Origin of the sequence: Pseudoalteromonas arabiensis, from assembly GCF_001550155.1 — a bacterium.
Lineage (GTDB): Bacteria > Pseudomonadota > Gammaproteobacteria > Enterobacterales > Alteromonadaceae > Pseudoalteromonas > Pseudoalteromonas arabiensis.
Window position 1 is genome coordinate 587,480 of sequence record NZ_LRUF01000021.1, and the last position, 19,929, is coordinate 607,408.

26 protein-coding genes are annotated in these 19,929 nt (G+C 37.9%); 9 read left to right on the plus strand and 17 right to left on the minus strand.

Translation table 11 applies throughout. From position 1 onward, the window contains the following. Positions 1 to 14 precede the first annotated feature (14 nt). From PAARA_RS12365 to PAARA_RS12380, 4 genes are all read right to left on the minus strand, one after another. Positions 15 to 365 carry a hypothetical protein gene (locus PAARA_RS12365; RefSeq protein ID WP_062569318.1) on the minus strand — a complete coding sequence of 117 codons (351 nt, stop codon included), beginning with the start codon at positions 363 to 365 and terminating at the stop codon, positions 15 to 17. A 111-nt stretch (positions 366 to 476) separates the two neighbouring features. Further along, positions 477 to 734: a type II toxin-antitoxin system RelE family toxin gene (locus tag PAARA_RS12370; RefSeq protein WP_062569319.1), complete on the minus strand. Its 258-nt coding sequence runs from the start codon at positions 732 to 734 to the stop codon at positions 477 to 479. Then, positions 706 to 888 (minus strand): hypothetical protein, encoded by a 183-nt coding sequence (locus PAARA_RS20545; protein ID WP_062569320.1) that lies wholly within the window; start codon positions 886 to 888, stop codon positions 706 to 708. The genes PAARA_RS12370 and PAARA_RS20545 overlap by 29 nt, the downstream gene beginning before the upstream one ends. Positions 889 to 890: 2 nt before the next feature. After that, a complete protein-coding gene (locus PAARA_RS12380) occupies positions 891 to 1,157 on the minus strand; it encodes a hypothetical protein (protein WP_062569321.1) in 267 nt (88 codons plus the stop codon). Between the two features lie 550 nt (positions 1,158 to 1,707). On the opposite strand from PAARA_RS12380, the gene PAARA_RS12385 reads away from it, so the two are divergent. Next, positions 1,708 to 2,622 carry a zinc dependent phospholipase C family protein gene (locus PAARA_RS12385; protein ID WP_062569322.1) on the plus strand — a complete coding sequence of 305 codons (915 nt, stop codon included), beginning with the start codon at positions 1,708 to 1,710 and terminating at the stop codon, positions 2,620 to 2,622. 1 nt (position 2,623) lies between these two features. After that, positions 2,624 to 3,031 (plus strand): hypothetical protein, encoded by a 408-nt coding sequence (locus PAARA_RS12390; RefSeq protein WP_062569323.1) that lies wholly within the window; start codon positions 2,624 to 2,626, stop codon positions 3,029 to 3,031. A gap of 35 nt (positions 3,032 to 3,066) precedes the next feature. On the opposite strand, the gene PAARA_RS12395 is transcribed toward PAARA_RS12390, so the two are convergent. The 3 genes from PAARA_RS12395 to PAARA_RS12405 form a co-directional block, all read right to left on the minus strand. Beyond that, positions 3,067 to 4,326 carry a Y-family DNA polymerase gene (locus PAARA_RS12395; protein ID WP_062569324.1) on the minus strand — a complete coding sequence of 420 codons (1,260 nt, stop codon included), beginning with the start codon at positions 4,324 to 4,326 and terminating at the stop codon, positions 3,067 to 3,069. Beyond that, the gene (locus PAARA_RS12400; protein WP_062569325.1) at positions 4,314 to 4,730 is read right to left on the minus strand and encodes a LexA family protein; all 417 of its coding nucleotides are present in this window, start codon (positions 4,728 to 4,730) and stop codon (positions 4,314 to 4,316) included. The genes PAARA_RS12395 and PAARA_RS12400 overlap by 13 nt, the downstream gene beginning before the upstream one ends. Before the next feature lie 99 nt (positions 4,731 to 4,829). Beyond that, positions 4,830 to 6,848: an ATP-binding protein gene (locus PAARA_RS12405; RefSeq protein WP_062569326.1), complete on the minus strand. Its 2,019-nt coding sequence runs from the start codon at positions 6,846 to 6,848 to the stop codon at positions 4,830 to 4,832. A gap of 240 nt (positions 6,849 to 7,088) precedes the next feature. On the opposite strand from PAARA_RS12405, the gene PAARA_RS12410 reads away from it, so the two are divergent. From PAARA_RS12410 to PAARA_RS12425, 4 genes are all read left to right on the plus strand, one after another. Further along, complete coding sequence (locus tag PAARA_RS12410) at positions 7,089 to 7,706, plus strand: CHASE3 domain-containing protein (protein ID WP_157066200.1); 618 nt, start codon at positions 7,089 to 7,091, stop codon at positions 7,704 to 7,706. Further along, positions 7,690 to 8,379: a GGDEF domain-containing protein gene (locus PAARA_RS12415; RefSeq protein ID WP_062569328.1), complete on the plus strand. Its 690-nt coding sequence runs from the start codon at positions 7,690 to 7,692 to the stop codon at positions 8,377 to 8,379. The genes PAARA_RS12410 and PAARA_RS12415 overlap by 17 nt, the downstream gene beginning before the upstream one ends. Positions 8,380 to 8,471: 92 nt before the next feature. Further along, the gene (locus PAARA_RS12420) at positions 8,472 to 9,365 is read left to right on the plus strand and encodes a TIGR01777 family oxidoreductase (protein WP_062569329.1); all 894 of its coding nucleotides are present in this window, start codon (positions 8,472 to 8,474) and stop codon (positions 9,363 to 9,365) included. Between the two features lie 81 nt (positions 9,366 to 9,446). Continuing rightward, positions 9,447 to 10,589 carry a sensor domain-containing diguanylate cyclase gene (locus PAARA_RS12425; RefSeq protein ID WP_062569330.1) on the plus strand — a complete coding sequence of 381 codons (1,143 nt, stop codon included), beginning with the start codon at positions 9,447 to 9,449 and terminating at the stop codon, positions 10,587 to 10,589. 5 nt (positions 10,590 to 10,594) lie between these two features. Here PAARA_RS12425 and PAARA_RS12430 read toward each other — a convergent pair whose 3' ends face one another. Continuing rightward, positions 10,595 to 11,548: a LysR family transcriptional regulator gene (locus PAARA_RS12430; RefSeq protein ID WP_062569331.1), complete on the minus strand. Its 954-nt coding sequence runs from the start codon at positions 11,546 to 11,548 to the stop codon at positions 10,595 to 10,597. A 104-nt stretch (positions 11,549 to 11,652) separates the two neighbouring features. On the opposite strand from PAARA_RS12430, the gene PAARA_RS12435 reads away from it, so the two are divergent. Beyond that, on the plus strand, positions 11,653 to 12,594 hold the full coding sequence (locus PAARA_RS12435; RefSeq protein WP_062569332.1) for a sodium-dependent bicarbonate transport family permease: 942 nt from the start codon (positions 11,653 to 11,655) through the stop codon (positions 12,592 to 12,594). 82 nt (positions 12,595 to 12,676) lie between these two features. Beyond that, positions 12,677 to 13,096 carry a hypothetical protein gene (locus PAARA_RS12440; protein ID WP_062569333.1) on the plus strand — a complete coding sequence of 140 codons (420 nt, stop codon included), beginning with the start codon at positions 12,677 to 12,679 and terminating at the stop codon, positions 13,094 to 13,096. Between the two features lie 8 nt (positions 13,097 to 13,104). Here PAARA_RS12440 and PAARA_RS12445 read toward each other — a convergent pair whose 3' ends face one another. The 8 genes from PAARA_RS12445 to PAARA_RS20810 form a co-directional block, all read right to left on the minus strand. Continuing rightward, positions 13,105 to 13,488: a hypothetical protein gene (locus PAARA_RS12445; RefSeq protein WP_062569334.1), complete on the minus strand. Its 384-nt coding sequence runs from the start codon at positions 13,486 to 13,488 to the stop codon at positions 13,105 to 13,107. Positions 13,489 to 13,617: 129 nt separating this feature from the next. Further along, a complete protein-coding gene (locus PAARA_RS12450) occupies positions 13,618 to 14,187 on the minus strand; it encodes a hypothetical protein (RefSeq protein ID WP_062569335.1) in 570 nt (189 codons plus the stop codon). An 85-nt stretch (positions 14,188 to 14,272) separates the two neighbouring features. Further along, positions 14,273 to 14,449: a hypothetical protein gene (locus PAARA_RS20550; protein ID WP_157066201.1), complete on the minus strand. Its 177-nt coding sequence runs from the start codon at positions 14,447 to 14,449 to the stop codon at positions 14,273 to 14,275. A gap of 680 nt (positions 14,450 to 15,129) precedes the next feature. Then, positions 15,130 to 15,564, minus strand: a complete 435-nt coding sequence (locus PAARA_RS12455) for a hypothetical protein (RefSeq protein ID WP_062569336.1) — start codon at positions 15,562 to 15,564, stop codon at positions 15,130 to 15,132. A gap of 286 nt (positions 15,565 to 15,850) precedes the next feature. Continuing rightward, positions 15,851 to 16,132 carry a hypothetical protein gene (locus tag PAARA_RS12460; protein ID WP_062569337.1) on the minus strand — a complete coding sequence of 94 codons (282 nt, stop codon included), beginning with the start codon at positions 16,130 to 16,132 and terminating at the stop codon, positions 15,851 to 15,853. A gap of 225 nt (positions 16,133 to 16,357) precedes the next feature. Beyond that, positions 16,358 to 16,732 carry a tyrosine-type recombinase/integrase gene (locus tag PAARA_RS20800; protein ID WP_338053564.1) on the minus strand — a complete coding sequence of 125 codons (375 nt, stop codon included), beginning with the start codon at positions 16,730 to 16,732 and terminating at the stop codon, positions 16,358 to 16,360. A gap of 38 nt (positions 16,733 to 16,770) precedes the next feature. Further along, positions 16,771 to 17,010, minus strand: a complete 240-nt coding sequence (locus PAARA_RS20805; RefSeq protein ID WP_245219948.1) for a hypothetical protein — start codon at positions 17,008 to 17,010, stop codon at positions 16,771 to 16,773. Positions 17,011 to 17,100: 90 nt separating this feature from the next. Further along, on the minus strand, positions 17,101 to 17,370 hold the full coding sequence (locus tag PAARA_RS20810) for an Arm DNA-binding domain-containing protein (protein ID WP_245219949.1): 270 nt from the start codon (positions 17,368 to 17,370) through the stop codon (positions 17,101 to 17,103). Between the two features lie 126 nt (positions 17,371 to 17,496). On the opposite strand from PAARA_RS20810, the gene sbcB reads away from it, so the two are divergent. Continuing rightward, positions 17,497 to 18,948 carry an exodeoxyribonuclease I gene (sbcB, locus tag PAARA_RS12470; protein WP_062569338.1) on the plus strand — a complete coding sequence of 484 codons (1,452 nt, stop codon included), beginning with the start codon at positions 17,497 to 17,499 and terminating at the stop codon, positions 18,946 to 18,948. A 45-nt stretch (positions 18,949 to 18,993) separates the two neighbouring features. On the opposite strand, the gene PAARA_RS12475 is transcribed toward sbcB, so the two are convergent. After that, positions 18,994 to 19,875 (minus strand): NAD(P)-dependent oxidoreductase, encoded by an 882-nt coding sequence (locus tag PAARA_RS12475; RefSeq protein ID WP_062569339.1) that lies wholly within the window; start codon positions 19,873 to 19,875, stop codon positions 18,994 to 18,996. Positions 19,876 to 19,929: the final 54 nt, after the last annotated feature.

Sequence of the window (19,929 nt, forward strand, 5' to 3'; positions counted from 1 at the left end):
GCATAATTGCCTTGTTAGGCATACTTTGCCACAAAACTGGTTTTAAATTTATAAATTAGGCTACCATAACAAAGCCAAAATATAACAAAAACAACAAAGTGCACAGCAAAATTACCGTAATTAATATAAAAGCTATTTATAGCCAAAAAGACTAAAGACAGCAAAAAGAAAACTATAAAAGCTGATAATTTAAACTTTTGAATACCCCAAACAGCGGCACAAGCTAATAGCTGAACAGTAATTTGAACCAATACAAACGTTCGGTACTGCAAACTGTCTGATGCAAGCAGAATAATATGACTTACACTACTTATTAATAATGACAATACTAAAACTATATTTGTGAGTTTAAAGATGGCTTGCATTTCCTGTATGCCTAACGCTCCACTAAGAGGCTAAAATAGCAGGTTATAATCGAGCAAAGCGAAGAGCCTGCTACTTTAGTCCTACTTGAATAGTTTGTTATGCTTGATCTATTATTTATATATAGCTTTTCTGTGACCAACTTTTACCACTAATATGATCATTTCAGAGTCGTATATCTCATAAATTATACGGTAATCAGCAACCCTTACCCTATACTCATTAAGCCTGCCTTTTAGTTTTTTAACACCAATAGGCATAGGGTTTAAAGCTAACTCTTTAACAGCTTTTATTATTTTTTGCTGATAAGGCGGAGATACTTTTTTTAATTCTTTTTGTGCTTTATTTGCTATCTTTACTGTGAATGGCATTTGTTGAAATTCCTTCTTTAAGTAAAAATTCGTCAAAATCCATGACATTTTCTTTATTAGTTATTTGTACTTTTGCATTAACAGCATCAGTAACATCCTGCATTTCTTCACTATTATTTGCATAATCAGTATCGTGTTCATAATTAATAGGCATTATTAATCCTCATCCTTTAAGAAATCATCAAGAGTTTGAGCAGAATCCAACTCATTTTTACTATCAAAGTTATCTAAAAATTCTAAGTCTTCCTTATCTTCATCTTCTTCTACTTTTTTTAGAAAATAAGAATATGCTTCAGGAGTAATAACAACTCCTTTTAATTCTCCTTTATCACCTAAGATACCTATATCTTCATATATAGGATTTTCTTCCGTTATTAATTTCACGACTTCATTAGGAAGCACATTCAATTGTATTTTTCTCATAGACAACTCCATAGTTAGAGAATTTATATAAAAGCATAATATTTTAGTATTTTGCAACACGCTGTTTGAATTGCATAATTGCTTGTTGGACTGAGCCGCTACCTGCTCGGTGTGTCAGAGTTGGTGTTGTTTATGCTATGGCTTTACTTATAAAAAGTAGGCTTTTGGAGGCTCTCACTTTCCTCGCTAATTTAATCAGCTTAGCTAGTGTTATGTAAGCTTTCCCTGCATTGCTCAGCGCTTATTATGTATTTATTACACCTAAATTTGCCTCAATAAGCAATTATATTTTTTACGCATACAGAGGCCGCTAGCCCGAGCAATTAAACAGGTTAACTAATTGATTTTAAGCAACTACCTTAGCTGCTAACGCATCTTGGGCAGAACGAGTTACGCTTCAAGTTCAGCTAATGAAAGACAACCAAGAATACAGGCGACTCCGCACTTCACCTATAAGATCACCAAATTATAAAACAACCCCCTCACAACTTGACTAATTATCATACTCCTATAAGTTGTAAATATAATAATTAAGTAGAAGGATTTACTCATGCCTGGTGCATTCGCACATATTACGGCGGCTAATTTAGCAACTGATAACAATGCTCTTTCAAGGATGAACATTCCAAATCAAGCCAAGTTAATTTTAAGTATGAATCAAAAATATATTGAGCTTGGTTGCGTGTCTCCTGATTATCCTTATCTTGCCTTAGGTAATGCAGCACAAAACAAGTGGGCTGATTTAATGCATTATCAAAACACAGGTGATGTTATTAAAGAAGCCATAAAGTATTGTAAAAACCTTGAGGGACGGGCGAAAGAAAAATGCTTTGCATGGCTGTGTGGCTACATGTCGCATGTTGCTGCAGATATAACAATACACCCTGTAGTCGAGCTTAAAGTAGGACCGTACGAGCATAATCAGGCCGAACACAGACAATGTGAGATGAATCAAGATTCGTTTATTTGGTCGCGATTAAATCTAGGCGAAATTGGCCTTGCCGACCGCGTTGAGTTAAATATTGGCTCATGCACCAATCAAAAGAATTGCCTTGATGATGATATAAAGAAACTTTGGCAGTACATATTAACTAGTACACACACTGAATATGCCCAAGTAGCAGAACCCAACTTTGATGCATGGCATAGTGGCTTTCAATTAGTAGTAAATAACGCAGAGGAAGGATACAGACTGTTTCCTTGGGCTAGGCATGTTGCCGCTGACAATGGCCTTCTTTACCCTAAAGCTAATGAAGTTGACAGTAGCTTTATAGAAGACCTCGCAACCCCTAATGGTCCAATGCACTATAATGACGTGTTTGATTTAGCCATTAAAAATATTAAATACTTTATATCCATCATCGCTAACGATATTTTTAATGATGAAGAATGCACTCAACTTTGCAACTGGAATTTGGATACGGGTAAAGATGAACACGGACACTTAACAGCGTGGAATATTTAAAATGCGATATATAACTCTCATCACAGCAATTGTTTTATCAGCAGCTTGCGCGAGTTCAGCAAATACTTACAACCCTGAAGAAATGGCAGATCTTGCATCGCAATTAAAAGATATTTCTGCCGCAGTGGATGGAACACTAAAGTTTAGCTCAGAGCCATATACTGACCCACAAAAATTACTATTAACGGCGATCAGAGGCGATAAAAGCAGGCTTACGCCATTTAAAAATTATCAGTTAAAAGTTGTTATTCAAGAGCAAGATGCCGCTTTACTGCTTTGCCAAGATAAGCGGCTACTTATCGAAGATGTCGGTTGCACAGCCAAATCAGACATACAACATTGGCAGTCGAGTACGCCTCTTACTTGTGAAGCGACAGTTACTTTTAGTCAACTGTGCGCGAGTCATTAATTTTCCAAATGCTGATTTGATATTCCTTTAATGTTTTAACCACAATTAATTATTGGAATATCAGACCACCTAGTTGTGTAATGCGGTGATAAAAATGCGCGGCGCATATTCCATTTCTGCGTTAAACACTCACTGCCTGATTGTAAAGCACCTGTTCCGTATCGACTATTAATTGAGTCAACACAGTCCATGAGTGCTTGCTTAGACTGCTTTTCAGTAAATAAGTCTAGCTGCTTATTTGCTGAGCATTCCAACTCAATTGCCCCGACTCCACAGCGATAAAAATGCACATTCTCTTTGTATATTTTTTCTAATATTAATGAGGCTGCTTTTGTGATTTCGAGTGTATCTGCTGTAGCAGTAGGAAAATCAAATATTATAGACTTTTTATAATACTCATTATCATGTGGTGAGCTGGCAGCAAATACCACAATACGCTTTGTTATAGAGCCCTGCCTTCTTAGTTTTCGACCAACAATTGCTGCGTGCGCACTTAATGCGGCTCTTAATGTGTTGATATCTGTAACTCGCTCACCAAAACTACGTGTAGAAAACACCTCTTTTTTACCTTGCTTCACTTCATCCCAATTTAAACAAGCCACACCATTTAATTCACTCACCGTTCGCTCAACAACAACACTAAATAACCTACGCATTTTTTTAGGGCTTTGATCTGCAAGTTGCTGTGCTGTTTCTATTCCCATCAGTTTAAATTTTTTTGCTAAACGAGAGCCGACTCCCCATACATGCCTTACATCCATTTGGCTGAGTATGTGTTTACGTGAAGTCTCGTCATTAATAACAGCCACACCTTTAAAACCAGGTAGTTTTTTAGCCGCATAATTTGCAGCTTTAGCTAATGTTGGCGTTGTGCCAAACCCGACCCCAACAGGCAAGCTTGTTTCTCGCCATACTGTGCGCCTTATTTGCTGACCATAAGCATGCCAATCAGTAATCAGGCTGCTAAACCCTGTAAACTTTAAAAATGACTCGTCTATCGAATAAACATGGTGCGTATCGCTAAACCGGCTTATCACAGTCATCATACGCTCACTTAGATCGGCATATAATTCATAGTTTGAGGAACGCACCACTACATTATTTTTAGCTAAAAAGTTTTTCACTTTAAAATAAGGTGCAAAGTTTGGAATATTTAGCTTTCTAGCGATTGGGCAAACGGCGCAAATACAGCCATCGTTGTTCGTTAGGACAACAACCGGTTTATAGCGAATGGAGGGATCAAACACTTTCTCTGCGCTTGCGTAAAAAGCGGCGGCATCAACTAGCGCATACATAAGGAGTTTACGCTTTTGTTATTCTTAAATGTTCGTATGCAAGCAGTTACAACTCCCTCAACTTTAAACTGGTCGTCTTCATAAATTGATACGGGCTTATATAAGTCTGAGGCTGATAATAATTGCCGTTTATTGGTATCAATAATTTTGCACACAAAGCTGCCATTGTAAGTGGCAACAATAATGTCGCCATTTTGGATAGCCACGCTTCTATCAACAATTAATAAGTCTTTATCAAAGATTTTTGCATCTACCATTGAGTGACCTGATGCTAAACCTATAAAGGTTGCATGGGGATGCTTAATAAGCAGCTCATCAAGCGACAAGCCAAGTTCTTTGTACTCTGCCGCAGGCGATTCAAAACCCGTAATACCTGCTTCAATATAGATAGGAATAACAAACATACACAACCACAAACACTGTACATAAACACAGTATAGGTTAGATAAAATAATTAGGAAAGTGGAATTTTATAAGCCTAAAAGCAAGATTCCGTAACTTACTTATAAATCAAACTTTTCTTTAGCAGCAAGTATTGCTTGCTCAATGAATATGTTTTTAACGGGTTTAGAAATAAACATGTCCATACCCGCTTGTTTACATGATGCTTTATCATCAGCAGAGGTATTTGCCGTTAAGGCTACAATATAGGTTTTATCCGTAGGACATATAGCAAGTTCTCTTAATTGGCGCGTTGCTTCAAGGCCATCCAACAATGGCATAACACAGTCCATAAAAATTAAGTTATAGTGTTTTTGCTTACATTTATTAATTGCATCGACGCCGTCACAGGCAAAATCAGCGGATAAACCCATTTTTTCTAGAAAGGCCGAAAGCACGAAACGGTTGATTTGGTTATCATCAACAACCAGTATCGATAAAGCTAATGACGATAAATCAACATCACTGCCACTATGGTTACTTTGATTTTGTGGCGTGCCTTTTTGCAAAGGTAATCGAATATCAAAACAGCTCCCTTTTTGATATTCACTTGACACATTAATTGTGCCACCCATGTAATCAATTAACTCTTTTATAATAGCAAGCCCGAGTCCTGTGCCCCCTTTTTTGCGCTCTTTATTTACTTCCTGCGTGAACGGTGAAAACAGTGATTTCATAAAGGTTTCTGTCATACCAACCCCTGTATCACTTACTTGTAAGTGAAGTACAACAGTATCTTGCTCTGAGGTTGTGGTAGCTTTAATGCTAATATGACCGTCATCGGTAAACTTAAGTGCATTACTCAATAGATTTGAAACTATTTGAGTTATTCGCGTGTTGTCGCAAAACGTCCAGCATTCATCATCAATATTAATGTCTGTATCAAACCGAAGCTGTTTTTGTTCAAACAACGGGGTATATAACGACACTAAATCAATAAAAATGGTTTTCAGTAAGAAGTGACTTGGCTCTAACTGTAACTCGCCATGATTTATTTTTGTGAAATCCAGTACTTCATTAATAATATTCAATAAAATATCAGCACTGCGCAATGCTACTTTTAACTTTTCTTCACGCTTTTGTTCTGACTTTTCATAGAGTAAGGTTGTCAGCATCCCTGTAATACCATTAAGGGGGGTTCTCAATTCATGACTTATTTTTGCAAGCAGGATACTGCGGTCTTTTAATATGCGTTCAGCGTCGGCCTTTTGCTGTTTTAGCTCTTCGCGTAGTAGCACTTCCTTAGTGATATCTTGGAATGTACCAATTAGGCGAATACATTGCCCATTATTAAACTCAGCCTCACCAAAGGTCGACACCCAAATTGTTTTACCTTTCGCTGTTACAAGCTCAACTTCGTTTTGCCAATCAATGCCATACTCTATCGCATCTGACACGGCTTTTTCAATCGCGTTTCGGCTTTCACCTTGCTTATAAAAATTAATCGCTGTCTCTATGTTGGGCGTATAATCTTCTGCTACTTCATGAATTATGCGTGTTTGTTTACTCCAATAAATACGATTGGTTATTAAATCAAATTCCCAAGAGCCGATTTTGGCAACATCTTCAACTTGAGCCAGCATGTAATTCTTTTTGATAAGCTTTTGAGCATTATTATTTCGCGCAAATTCACTGCCCAGCCATTGAGCAAAAAGTTCAACATAGTCATGCGCTTCATTTGTAAAAGGTGCTGATGGCTGGGGAGCAGAAAAATTAACCGTACCCACAACCTGATTTCCCACATAAATAGGCGCACCAATATAAGACTCTAATTGAAAATTAATATAACAAGGGTGTGCTGCGATATGTGTTTTTGACGCATGATAAAATGATAACGCTTTATTAGCCTTAAGTGTATGTAAGCAGTATGTATTTTCTAAATCAAATTGAGTACCTACGGCAATTTCATTATTGGGAGACACCACATGCAATACAGTATAAACCTGTTCACGGACTTCACTCACAATAGCAAAATCGAGGGCAAAAACATCTAAACCAAACCGTAAGATGTGCTGAACTTTATCTTCAAAACAAAGAGTCTGATCAGAAACAATATCATGAAATCGACGTAAAAAGTTCAACCTAACTCCCTAGGTAATAATTCTGGATTTATTTTGATAACAGCATACCAATAAATAGAAAAACACACATCAAATCAATCAAAAATACTTAGTTTTTATAATTAAAAGTCACTAAATCTGTTTTTGTTCATCACCTAGGTGCCTTTTTATCCTTCAGCTAAACTTTTATTGGCGTTATTCTCTAACATCATCAATACTTTATCATTAACAAAGCTCATTTCATTTTATTATGGCTTATTGATGTCACTAAAATTAAAGCTAACTCTGTTACTCTCATCACTGTTTTTAGTGTTATTACTAAATACTTCCATCGTGTTTTATCTCGATCAAGAAGGCCGCTCAAAACTTGACGCTGTTACTCGTACCCACTTAATTATTGATGAGTCAGAGCTACTTTATAATGATGTAATTAGTGCTGAAACAGGCCAGCGTGGCTATTTACTCACCCATGATGCAAGTTATCTTGCCCCCTATTATTCTGGAATAAAAGAAAGCCAATTTCGACTATCTGAACTTAATAGCCTCACTGTTGATAATAAAAAACAACAACAGCAACTAAGTGACATTCGCTTACTTGTTGAGCAAAAATTTGCTGAACTTGCACTAACAATAGAGCTTGCGCAACAAAATACCGATGCCTCAATCAAAAAAGCAATGTCCGTCGTTCGAAGTGACCAGGGAAAAATAATAATGGATCAACTAAGTGAAAAAATAAGCACTTTTCAAGATGACGAAAGACAGCGCCTCGATATCGAACGAAAAGAGTTTAGGCATAACAGAAAAGTAATCACCTCTTTCTATCCAGATCCCGCTATTTATTTTGCTTTCCGTTTTGTGTGCTGTGTATATAAGAAATAAGTTATTTAAACCGCTTAACCTATTAATTACCAATACTGAGAAGCTCGAGCGAGGAGAGAAACCAGATACTACACATTACACTGCCCATGATGAAATTAGCTACTTACTTAAACGGTTTTACCGAATGAGCCAGATCATTCATAAAAAAACGACAAAGCTCACCTTCCAAGCTAATCACGATCATTTAACAGGATTACTTAATCGTACAGAACTAGAGTCACAACTCATTGATGCTATCAATTTGTGTACTGAAGATAGTAAGGTCGCTGTTATTTTTATTGATATAAATAAGTTTAAAGAATTAAATGATCATTACGGTCATGCAGTGGGTGATGATATCTTAAAAGAAACGGCAAAGCGGATCAGTTCATCAACCCGTGCAGACGATGATATATACCGCTACGGCGGAGATGAATTTATCGTTATTATGCATAACACAGCCAAGACATCCTATGTTGAAGCGATGATCGCTCATTTAATTGCGCAATTTAAATTACCATTTGAAGTCGCAAATCAGCGTATTGAAGTTTCTTTAAGTATTGGGGTATCAATCGCTCCAGATCATAGTTGTGATGCACTACAATTAATAAAAAATGCTGACACAGCAATGTACAAAGCGAAAACAACAGCTAATAAAACCTATTTTTTCTACCAATCTAACGATGAAAACTGAACGTAAATATGTCATTTTACGTATAAATTTGCAAAAAGCAGACGTGCTATGTATAAAAAACATACACGCATATTTATAAAAAGGGTATCGCTATGCATATTTTGTTAACCGGTGGAACGGGATTAATTGGTAAACACTTGTGCCCTTTTTTACTTAATCATCATAAAGTAACTGTACTTAGTCGTAATCCAATTCAAGCAAATGTGCTGCTTACACATCAAGTACATGCTGTACAGACACTCGATGAAGTCGACTTTGAAGACATCGATGCGGTGATAAATTTAGCGGGTGAGCCTATTGTAAATAAACGCTGGAGTGAATCACAAAAGCGCACACTTTTTGAGAGTCGAGTCAATCTAACACAGCAAATTAGCAAAGCTATTAATCGCTGTGAGTCACCTCCTCATACTTTTATATCTGGTAGTGCAATTGGTTTTTACGGCCGTCAAAATGATAATCATATTGATGAAGAATTTAATGATATCTACCCTGAGTTTAGTCATGTGCTGTGCCGTGATTGGGAGCGTGCAGCTACAAAAGCAGAATCAGAGAAAACACGAGTATGCCTGTTAAGAACCGGCATCGTGCTTGCTAAACAAGGCGGCGCCTTGTCAAAAATGCTACCCGCATTCAAGTTTGGCTTAGGTGGGCCACTCGGTCATGGGCAGCAAGGTATGTCGTGGATACACATTGATGACATGATCCAGCTTATTTTATTTATACTCACACACGAAGACATTCATGGCCCTGTTAACGCAACCGCTCCCGACCCCGTAAGTAATAACGTGTTTAGCCAAACCTTAGGCAGTGTACTGTCGCGACCAGCAATGCTTAGAATGCCTGGTTGGGTATTAAAGTTGATGATGGGTGAAATGTCAGACCTACTACTACATGGGCAATTCGTACTTCCCAAAAAAGTGCTCGCACATAATTACCGTTTTCATTATCCAACCCTTAAACCAGCACTGGAAAGTCTAAAATTGTAAGAACTAAATGCGTATTGCCATAACTCAACTAATACATAATAATTAATGTGAAAACAAAAATGTGTGAGTTTAGGATTATATATGGTGCACCTACCCACCATTATTAGTATCTCAATTTTATTGAACCTAATAATTGGTGCTTTTTTACTGTCTTTGTACTTTTTAAGAAAGCAGTCTAGCTATTTGTACTGGGGAAGCTCATGCCTAATTTTTGTGTTAGCGCAAATTACAGCCTCTTTAAGGCTCTTTGTAGATCTGCCATTTATCACCCATTACATAGCAGACTTACTCATAATTTCAGCTCCGTTAGCAGCTATTTTGGGTATACATGCGTATACGCAATCCGAAAAACAAAAGTTAAAGTTGTGCGCTTATTTATTGGGCGCTAGTGCAATCGTATTATTACCTTTGTATAGCAACTCAGTTAATCAACTTATAACAACAGCAGTGATTGCTGCATGTTTTAGTTATGCGGCTTATGCACTAAGAAAACTCAATGTCGAGCACATTATTCACCTGGTCCTGTTACAGCTATGTTTTGTTTTGCATGCTTGCATTATGCTCTTACAGCTAGGGCTATTAGTCATAGATGGACTTAATATATTTACTTTCGATTTCTCACAAATACTCGCCATCATCTTACTGAGTCATATTGTGATAACCACACTAACGGCGATGATTTGGCCCTTACTTATGTTTTTAGAGTCTGAGCAAATTTTAAGTGACTTGGCCAATAGAGACCCGCTAACAGGCTTACTAAACAGACGCGCGTTTTTAACTATTAGCAATAACTATTTAGAACAAGCCAACAATAACTTAACCGAACTCTGTGCACTGATGATCGATATCGACTTTTTTAAAAAAGTGAACGATCAATATGGTCATGATACTGGCGATGAAGCATTAAAATGGGTTGCCAATAAAATTAAATCGCAACTTAGGGAAGGCGATCTTATCGCACGAATAGGAGGCGAAGAATTTGCCGTACTGCTCACCAACACCAGTTTACAAAAAGGCCAAGCATTGTCTGAGCGCATACGTGTAGCGATTAATAGTGAAACGTTTATACATCAGCAGCACGAAATAAAGCTATCGATTAGCGTTGGAATAATTACACACAAATCTGGCAGCAATAACATTAACGAATTACTCGCCCAAGCAGACAAAGGGCTTTATAAAGCCAAAAGTAATGGCCGCAACCAAGTGGTCATGATGGCCTTTTAGCTTTATTAATAACCAAGGCTGTCGTTAAGCGTACTTAATTCATTTGTTATCCAAGCTTTATCTAAGCATTGCTCTAAATTTAACTCAGCAAACTTTAAAAAGCTTCTTGCAGCGTGCGATAAGTGCCGGTCAGTTCTAACAACAAAATACCAATGACTTGCAATCTGAACATCGGCCACATTAAGGATGCAAAACGAAGTGTCATGCGCAGGTAAAACATGCCGAGAAACAACCCCCAAGCCCATACCCGAGCCAACCGATACACGAATAGCTTCATTGCTTGCCATCTGCACAGTGTTACTTAATACAAAGCCCCTACTTTGTAGTTCACTTTCAAATAACATACGCGTAGCAGAGCCTGGTTCTCGTAATAAAAAACGCTCCGTTACTAACGCTTTTAGATTTACATTTTTTTGCAAAGCAAGGTGATGGTTTTTTGGCGCAATAAAGACCAGTGGATTTTGTAAAAAACGCGCAGCTTTTGCGTGCTCCAACGAAGGCGGATGACTGAAAACATAAATATCATCTTCCCCTCTTTCAAAACGAGCTAACACCTCAGCACGATTACCAATTTCAAGCGGTAATTCAACGTGCGGATGTAAATTACTATAAGGGCCCAATAGCTTAGGTAGAATATATTGCGCAGTATTCACGATGGCAATCTTGCATTGACCACGCTCCCCCCCTCTGAGCTCGGCTAAGTAGTCTCGGTAATCATCAAAGTGCCCAAACACTTGCTGGCATGTCTGAAAAAGTGCAAAGCCCGCTTCTGTCACATGTATACGCTGTTGGTTAACAACAATTAATGGCTCATTGACTGTTTCTTGTAAGCGTTTTATTTGCTGCGATACCGTAGGTTGCGTTAAGTATAATTGCCTTGCCGTTTCACTAATCGAGCGTGTTTTAACAACACACATAAACACTTCTAATAAACGAAAAGAGATATGCCTTAGATCCATACACCACCTATAGATAATCACCTATATGATGATATCAACTATTTAATTATTTTCTATATCAATTTTTATCTAGAATAGCGGCCTTTAACTAAGAGGAGAACAAAGTGCCTGATATTGTTGTAATGTTTTTTGTTTTAGGTGTCATCGCTGGCTTATTAAGGTCGGATTTAAAAATTCCCCAAGCAACCTACGAAACATTGAGTTTATTACTCATGCTGACTATAGGCCTAAAAGGTGGAATGGTATTACATGGCAATTTACATTGGCAATTGCTACCTGAAATGGGCTCTGTATTACTACTTGGCGCTTGTATTCCGTTACTGCTTTTCCCTGTTTTAAAATATGTACTTAATTTATCAATCGCAAATAGCGCAAGTATTGCTGCGCATTACGGCTCAGTAAGTGCCGGTACATTCGCTGTTGCATTGGCCTATGCCGAGTCTAATTCGTTAAATGTAGGTGCAGAAGTAACACTCTATTTAGTGATGCTTGAGTTACCTGCCATCATCGTTGGTTTATTACTTTATCGCCGCTTAGGTAATGGCTCTGGGCAAAACTTATCACTTAAAGCCCTATGGCATGAAACTCTCACCAACAAAAGCGTGATATTGCTCGTCGGCGGCGTGATCATTGGTATGATGTACGGCACCCAAGAAGGAAGCCAAGTTACAAGCTTATTAACTAACAGCTTCAAAGTAGTACTGGCGCTATTCTTACTTGAAATGGGTTTAATGGCAGCGCAAACTTTACGCCCAATCCCTTGGCATCAATGGCGATTAGCGCTATTCGCTATCATAACCCCTAACCTACTAGGTGCAATAGGTGTTTTTGTCGCCACCGCTTTGCAGCTCGAGCTAGGATCCATTGTTATATTAGGTAGCCTAGTTGCGAGTGCTTCTTACATAGCAGCGCCAGCAGCAATAAAAGCAGCGATTCCAGATGCTGATATCGGCTTAGCAATGCTTAGTTCTTTAGGGGTTACGTTTCCGTTTAATGTACTAGTCGGAATAGGGTTATATCATCAAATAGCATTGTTTGTTTCGTAAAAAAGTAAGTTCAATCATCGCTTTATCAATGCGATTTAGTTAAAAGTCGTTTAAGATAGGCAAAAACAAGCAAGGAGCTGCCATGTTCAATTATAAACTCAACACTGAGCAGCAGCGCATAAGCGAGATTTTTCAACGCTTATGTAAGCTATGTGAAGTGAAAAATAATACTGAATTGGAACACTACTTATCATTAAAATCTGGGTTTTGCGATCACTGCATTGACAGTGCAACTCCACCCTACGAAGTCATTGATACCGCATGTAAAATGACAGACACAAGTTTTGATTTTGTATTAAATGGTCATAACCAAAATACGATGACGCTGGATGGTGATTTATTACAAGCGGTTAATAATGGCATTATTAAAAGCATTAAAAAGTTATCAACAGCAGGATTGATAAAAGGTGATAATCAAACACAAGAAGCGCTTAACCAATTAGCAAAAATTCAAGTTAAGCAAATAGAAAACGAAATCAAAATACAAAGCCAGATCAAATAATCTGGCTTTTAATTTCTACCTTTGTATAACTCGTTATAGATATTAGCGATGTTATTTTGCTGATCATAATATCGCTGTAACTCGCCTAACGACATGTCTTTCAGCTCTTTATCTGCCAAATTGCAGCAGCTATCCGCCAATGACAATTGCTCTAAGTCTGGCGACTGACCAATCAGCCCCGCAATTTCGCCTTTGAGTTGCTCAGCTTTATTAAAAAGTTTAATAGCACGGTTTAGGTCTGTTTCATTCTCAGCTTGAATGGTACACCAAACAGCTTCAACAGACTTTGTTCTTATCTGATCTTCAAAAATGCCCTTACGCGAAATTAACCAAATACTGGCAACCAGCATGATGGCTAAAACGGCAATGGCTATGTATATAAGTTCAAGCATTACGGTCCCTCGGTAAACTGAATGTTACTATACACCCAAAGTTAGCTTTCAACATATCAGTAAAAAGCATTATAAATGAAAGTAGAAAGCTGATATATAACAAAGTTATCATTTATACATATTTATCTATCAGGGCCAGCTCGGACTGACTAAAACCTTTAGCTTAGTTTTAAGCAAGCGAGGAAAAAGCATCACAATTGCAAGTGCGATACTTACGTATAATACGATAAAGCTGTAAATGTAGTGTATGTAAGCGTGCTCTTCTTGAATAAACAGCACTACAAGTTTAAACCATAAGATAAAGTGGGCTGATGCAAGTAGTAATGTAAGCTTCATTATGCAAAAAAATAACTCGCCCAAAACGTAACTAAATTTTGTATGTAATTTATACAACACGATCACACTTAAAACATTAAACGCCGCTAATGCGAGATAGATATTTTGAGCAAATTCGCCACTGCCACCATTAGATATGAAAAGTAAAACCTTTTCCATAAGGAGTGAAGTAACCAAATATTTTGATGAAACTACTGCTATTGAGAGAAAATCACTAAAACACTCTTTGTGTTTGTAAGCACGGTAAAATGAATTTACAAGAGCTGCTGTATAACAAAGCGCAATAATCACTTGAACTGAAAAAGCTTTGTGTGCAGCTGTAGCCACAAGTAATTCATTATATAAATCAACTAAATATTGCATGGCACATCCTATAAATGATGTGCATAATCATAATCCTAAAGATAAGATAAAGCCAGCATTTGAGCTGGCTTTATCTTATAAGTGCTTAGTTTTCTTTCTTTTTTGGTACTAATATAACGATTCCACCTGAACCTTGTAATCTTTCTTTTTTTGGTACTAATATAACAATCCCACCGCTACCTTGAAGTTTAGTTGTATCAAAAGACTGTGCAGGTAAAGCAGTTGAAGATAAGGTAGATAGTAATAAAGTAGATAAAGTCATTTTTTTGTTCCTTCATATTTAGGTATAAATAAAGATGCGATTTACAAGCAAATTTTGAGCCATTACATAGTTTTGAATAAAAACTATTCGCTCAGCTACCTATATAAGCATAAAAAACAACCTACTGGTTGTTTTACAAGCTTATTGAGAACAAAAAACACTCACTCCACCTACCCTTTTATCCGAAGGTCAGCCTTTTATCTATTAGCCATTAAAGCTCAGCGCCATAATTCTGACAATTAAGGTAGGTGTAGTGTGAATATAGTCGAACTTAGCTTTTGTTTTGCGGCCAAGTCTAAAAAGAGCAAGGTGATATAAAATTGGATTGGTGATGCATAATCAAGTTCCTTATGATTTTGCTTAATGAAAATAAATTAACAAGAGTCCTAGATGTCTAGTTGTTCAGGGGAAGTCCAGTGCCATAAATAGGTCAACCAATGAATGTCTAGCGCTCCAGCAACTTCAAAAAGATATGAGAAAAACCTAGCGGCGATAAGATCGCAAAAAGAGAGCCCTACATGTGTTTGCCGTAAGCTACTTGCTTAACAGCCAAATTGACAGACGAAGTAAACGAATTTGTTTATTGATTTAGAATTGACCGTCACCATATAAAAAAGGTCAAATAAAATACTAGTACCTATTGGCAGAGTTTAGGCTCATATGTATTAGGTTATAACATTTTATAATAACTTTTTTAAAACAGTACTTGCTGGAACAGTAATAAAAGTAACAGGCAAATCATTAGCCATTGAGAATCCTGTTCGCTGGCTATATACTGAACATGCATTTAAAAACAAGTCAAAGTCGTTAACTAATTTCTCATCTTCAATTAAAAGTAATCTTGTTGTTGTAATATCTTGATGCTTTTTAATTGTATCAATAAGGTTTGCTCTTACTTTATCTTCATCAGCTTTATTCGATGTATACGATAATTCAGAGAGTATTAGTATTAGTTCATCTATATACTTAATAACCGTAACAGAAGCAGTATCATGCAGTATTTTACTTTTCTCTAAAATATTTTGTCTTTTAAAAAAAGCGTACGATATCGCAAAACTAAATAACGCTGTAAGAGCGATGGTTAACAGCTCTTTAGTATAAGGTAACTCATTCACCTGACTTTCCTTGTAACCTAACATGTTTATAGCGAGCTAATCGCGCGTTTTTCTACCACAGCGTCGCTCGCTTTTCTGAATGACTCATTTGTAACAAACTTCTTAACGAATTGCCAATACTACTAAAATGCAGTGTTTCTAACTTTGTCTCAGGACAAAAACGAGCGATAGGGTTAGCACATATTAAAAAATGAATACACAATAGTTTGCATAATACGAAATAACGGCTAACTAAAGTTAGTCCACCCATTATTATTTAGTTTTCAACGCACATACACCAACAATATCATTCACATTTAAATGTAATAGTTGCTCTTGGGTAATTACCCATAACAAACGGTCCAGAATTCTCGGTTGAGTTGAGTAATTCCATCTTCTTGCTGAGACTCTCACAAAACCGATTCGCCTCTTGTAAAACATCTTGGAGGAGAGGTTCATCACCAGTAGGGAATGCTCCCTCTTGGCGTGACATAACATACTTATTATCACCAGCTGGAGTTGGCCCCGTTGATGTAGTAGCGCATGCCGTTAATAAAAATAATGATATACCCAAAATTTGTATTTTCATTTAATTCTTTAAAACCCATATAAAGACCAGTTAAATTACTCTTCCTATAATTCCAGCAACATTTACCTTTGTAAACAAGAAGTAAGCAATTCGTATTATTTTATAAAAGCAACACTCAATAATGTATTGCAAAAAGATACGACTCTTTCATGCTAGCTAACTTTCAGCAAGTTCAATTTCTATTGCTTTATCTACAAGCTGGCAATATAACTCATATTCTTCTGCCTATTCTTTCATCCAGTCATGCTTGTTATACATTGCCATTACTCCACGCATTGTATGTCCGAGCATCTTTTCTGTTACATGTGGCGCAACACCATGCTCACGGAGTAATGTGGATAATGATCTGCGCGCATCATGTGGTATAAATTTAGCCATGTTGTATTTTTCAAATAAGTGCTCCCAAACACGACAACAATAGCGGTTAATGCTATGTGTGATCATCGGTTTACGTGGGTTACTGCCTAGTATCATGTATTCAAAGTTCCCGTAAACTGTTGAAAGCCTGTTCAGGATTTCTTTCATCAAGTTAGAAGTTGGGCGCCTTATAGCTTTTTTAATTTGTTTTTGAATTTCCAGGTGGTACCGTCCAAACATCATTTTCAAAATCAGAATGCTCCTACTTAGCTAAGCGAACCTCAGACTGACGGGCCCCCTGTTATGAATATAAGCTGCAAACAAGACTTAGTTGCAAGGGTTGCTCTAGTTGATTCAATATGAAACCAAAGTTTAGCTATTTCATCTATCTGTAAAACGCGTTGACCGACACTCGCCTGTTCACCTATATCATTTACATTTAAATTTAACACCGGATTAAAAGGCTTTACTAAGCCACGCTTTTCAGCCCAACCTAAAATTGATTTTAAGCGTGTTAGCATTGTTCCTGCTGATTAGCAGTCCCTTTGAGTTTTACCATGTCAAAATATTTGACCCATTCAAATGAATATTTGCTAATGTCGGTAGGCTCTTTACATTAACTTAGGCTCTCTACGAGGATCTTTCTTTTTACTTAGCCAGTTCTGAAATAAAGATATGTATTCTTGCGCTTCTTTAATGCTCAGCCTAGGATATCGACCTAACGATATAATTACTTGTTTTCCATCAACTCGGCAACGATACTGCCAAGTAATTACACCTTTAGCTGATACCCTTACACTCAAACTATCTCTATGCGATAATACTTGTGGTGTTTGGTTTTTATATAGCAGCTTTCTTAATTTAGTGTCGCTGATTACCATTTAATACTTTATACACACTTAGCAAAAAATTTATACACACCATGCAGATATTGTAACGTATTCGAATAGATAACAAAAAAGAACAAAACAGCCAAAACCTATGATTTTAAAGGGCTAAGAGACAGAATGAGTGAACCAAAATACTACGAAAACCAACCAACAATCTACTGGCACGACTACGAGACTTTTGGGGCTAGCCCGCAAAAAGATCGCCCAAGTCAGTTTGCAGGTATCCGCACTGATCTAGATTTAAATATTATTGGTGAACCGTTAATTGAATATTGCAAACCCGCGGCAGATTACTTACCGCATCCAGAAGCCTGTTTGATCACAGGTATCACGCCACAAATTGCAATGCAAAAAGGGCTGCCTGAAGCTGAGTTTATGGCAAAAATTCATACCGAGTTTAGCCAACCTAATACCTGTGTAGCGGGTTACAACAGTATTCGCTTTGATGATGAAGTAACCCGTTATAGTCTATACCGTAACTTTTACGACCCATACGAGCGTGAGTACAAAAATAACAACAGCCGCTGGGATATTATTGATTTAGTACGTGCATGTTACGCACTGCGCCCTGAGGGTATTGAATGGCCGCTTAAAGAAGACGGCACGCCTAGTTTTAAACTAGAGCACTTAACCGTTGCCAATGGCATAGAACATGCCGCAGCTCACGATGCATTGAGTGATGTAACAGCAACGATTGCGCTTGCGAAACTTATAAAAGAAAAACAGCCTAAGCTTTATCAGTTTTTCTTCGGCTTACGTTCTAAAAAAGCGCTCGCTGATTTAGTCGATGTATTTAACATGACACCACTGGTGCATACCTCATCACGCATCCCTGCAAGCCAAGGTTGCACTAGCTGGATTGCACCTATGAGCTTTCATCCGGTGAACAAAAATGCCATTATTTGCTTTAACTTAACTGAAGATCCACAGGTGTTATTAGATTTGTCGGTCGAGGAGTTACGCACTCGGCTTTATACCAAACACAGTGACCTTGGTGAAGACGAAGCACCGGTAGGCTTAAAGCTCGTACACCTAAATAAATGCCCTATTCTTGCGCCAGCAAAAACCTTGTTACCTGAAAACGCAGCGCGTTTAGGCATTGATCGCGAAAAGTGCCTACAAAACTTGGCTATCTTAAAAGCGAATACTGAACTTCGCGACAAAGTAACCGAGGTCTTTAATGAGCAGCGTGATTTTAGTGAAAACCAAAACCCTGACTACCAACTTTATGATGGCTTTACGAGCAATGCAGATAAAGCCAAGTTTGCCATTATTCGCGATGCAAGTCCCGAGCAATTAGCCTCGATGCAGCTTAATTTCGATGACAAAAAGTTTGCCACCTTACTATTTAGATACCGCGCTCGAAACTGGCCACAAACTCTTAGCCAAGATGAGCTGGCTACATGGCGTCAATACTGTCAAAACAAGCTCATGCACGGTGAAGATAGTCCATCAATTAGTGCGCAAGATTTTATGATCACCCTTGAAAACCTTGCTCATGAAAATGATGATAACGAAAAAAACCTGCATATTTTAAAAGCGTTGTACAATTACGCACAAAGCATGTAATAAAAAACACGACATTTTGTCGCGTTTTTTATAAACAATATCACGTTACTTTTTATGTAACGCTTCAATACGTGCCAACAAGCTTGAGGTGTCGTAGCGGCCGCCACCTAACGCTTGTACATCAGCATAGTATTGATCAACCGTGGCTGTCATCGGCAAGGTTGCGCCGTTTGCCTTTGCCTCATCAAGCGCAATGCCTAAATCTTTACGCATCCAATCAACAGCAAACCCAAACTCGTACTCACCCGCCCACATAGTTTTGTAGCGGTTTTCCATCTGCCATGAGCCTGCAGCACCTTTTGAAATAGTTTCGATCACTTTTTCACCATCGAGACCCGCTTGTTTAGCAAAGTGCAAGCCTTCCGCTAAACCTTGTACCACACCTGCAATGCAAATTTGATTAACCATTTTACAAAGCTGGCCAGAGCCTACTTCACCTAATAATTGGCTAAAGCGGCTAAAGGCAGCCATAACAGGCTGAACAACATTAAAATCAGTCTCGTCGCCACCGACCATCACGGTTAATACACCATTCTCTGCTCCCGCTTGACCGCCAGAAACTGGCGCATCTAAAAAGGCAACACCTTGTAGTTTCGCTTGAGTCGCCACTTCGCGCGCTACCTCGGCCGAAGTCGTTGTATGGTCAACTAAATAGCTCCCAGACTCCATGCCCGCAAGCACACCCTTGTCGCCATAAACAACTGACCGTAGGTCATCATCATTACCCACACACATAAATACAATTTCAGCGCCTTTTGCAGCTTCACTAGGCGTTTGAGCATATTGCCCTTGATACTCTGAAGCCCACTTTTGCGCTTTTGCTGTAGTGCGGTTGTAAACGGTCACGTTGTGACCTGCGTTGGCAAGGTGACCTGCCATAGGGTAACCCATTACACCTAATCCGATGAAGGCGACTTTCATTGACATAAAACTGACCTATTTGAGTGATAAATTAGTAACAATTTCATTATCTCAATCGAA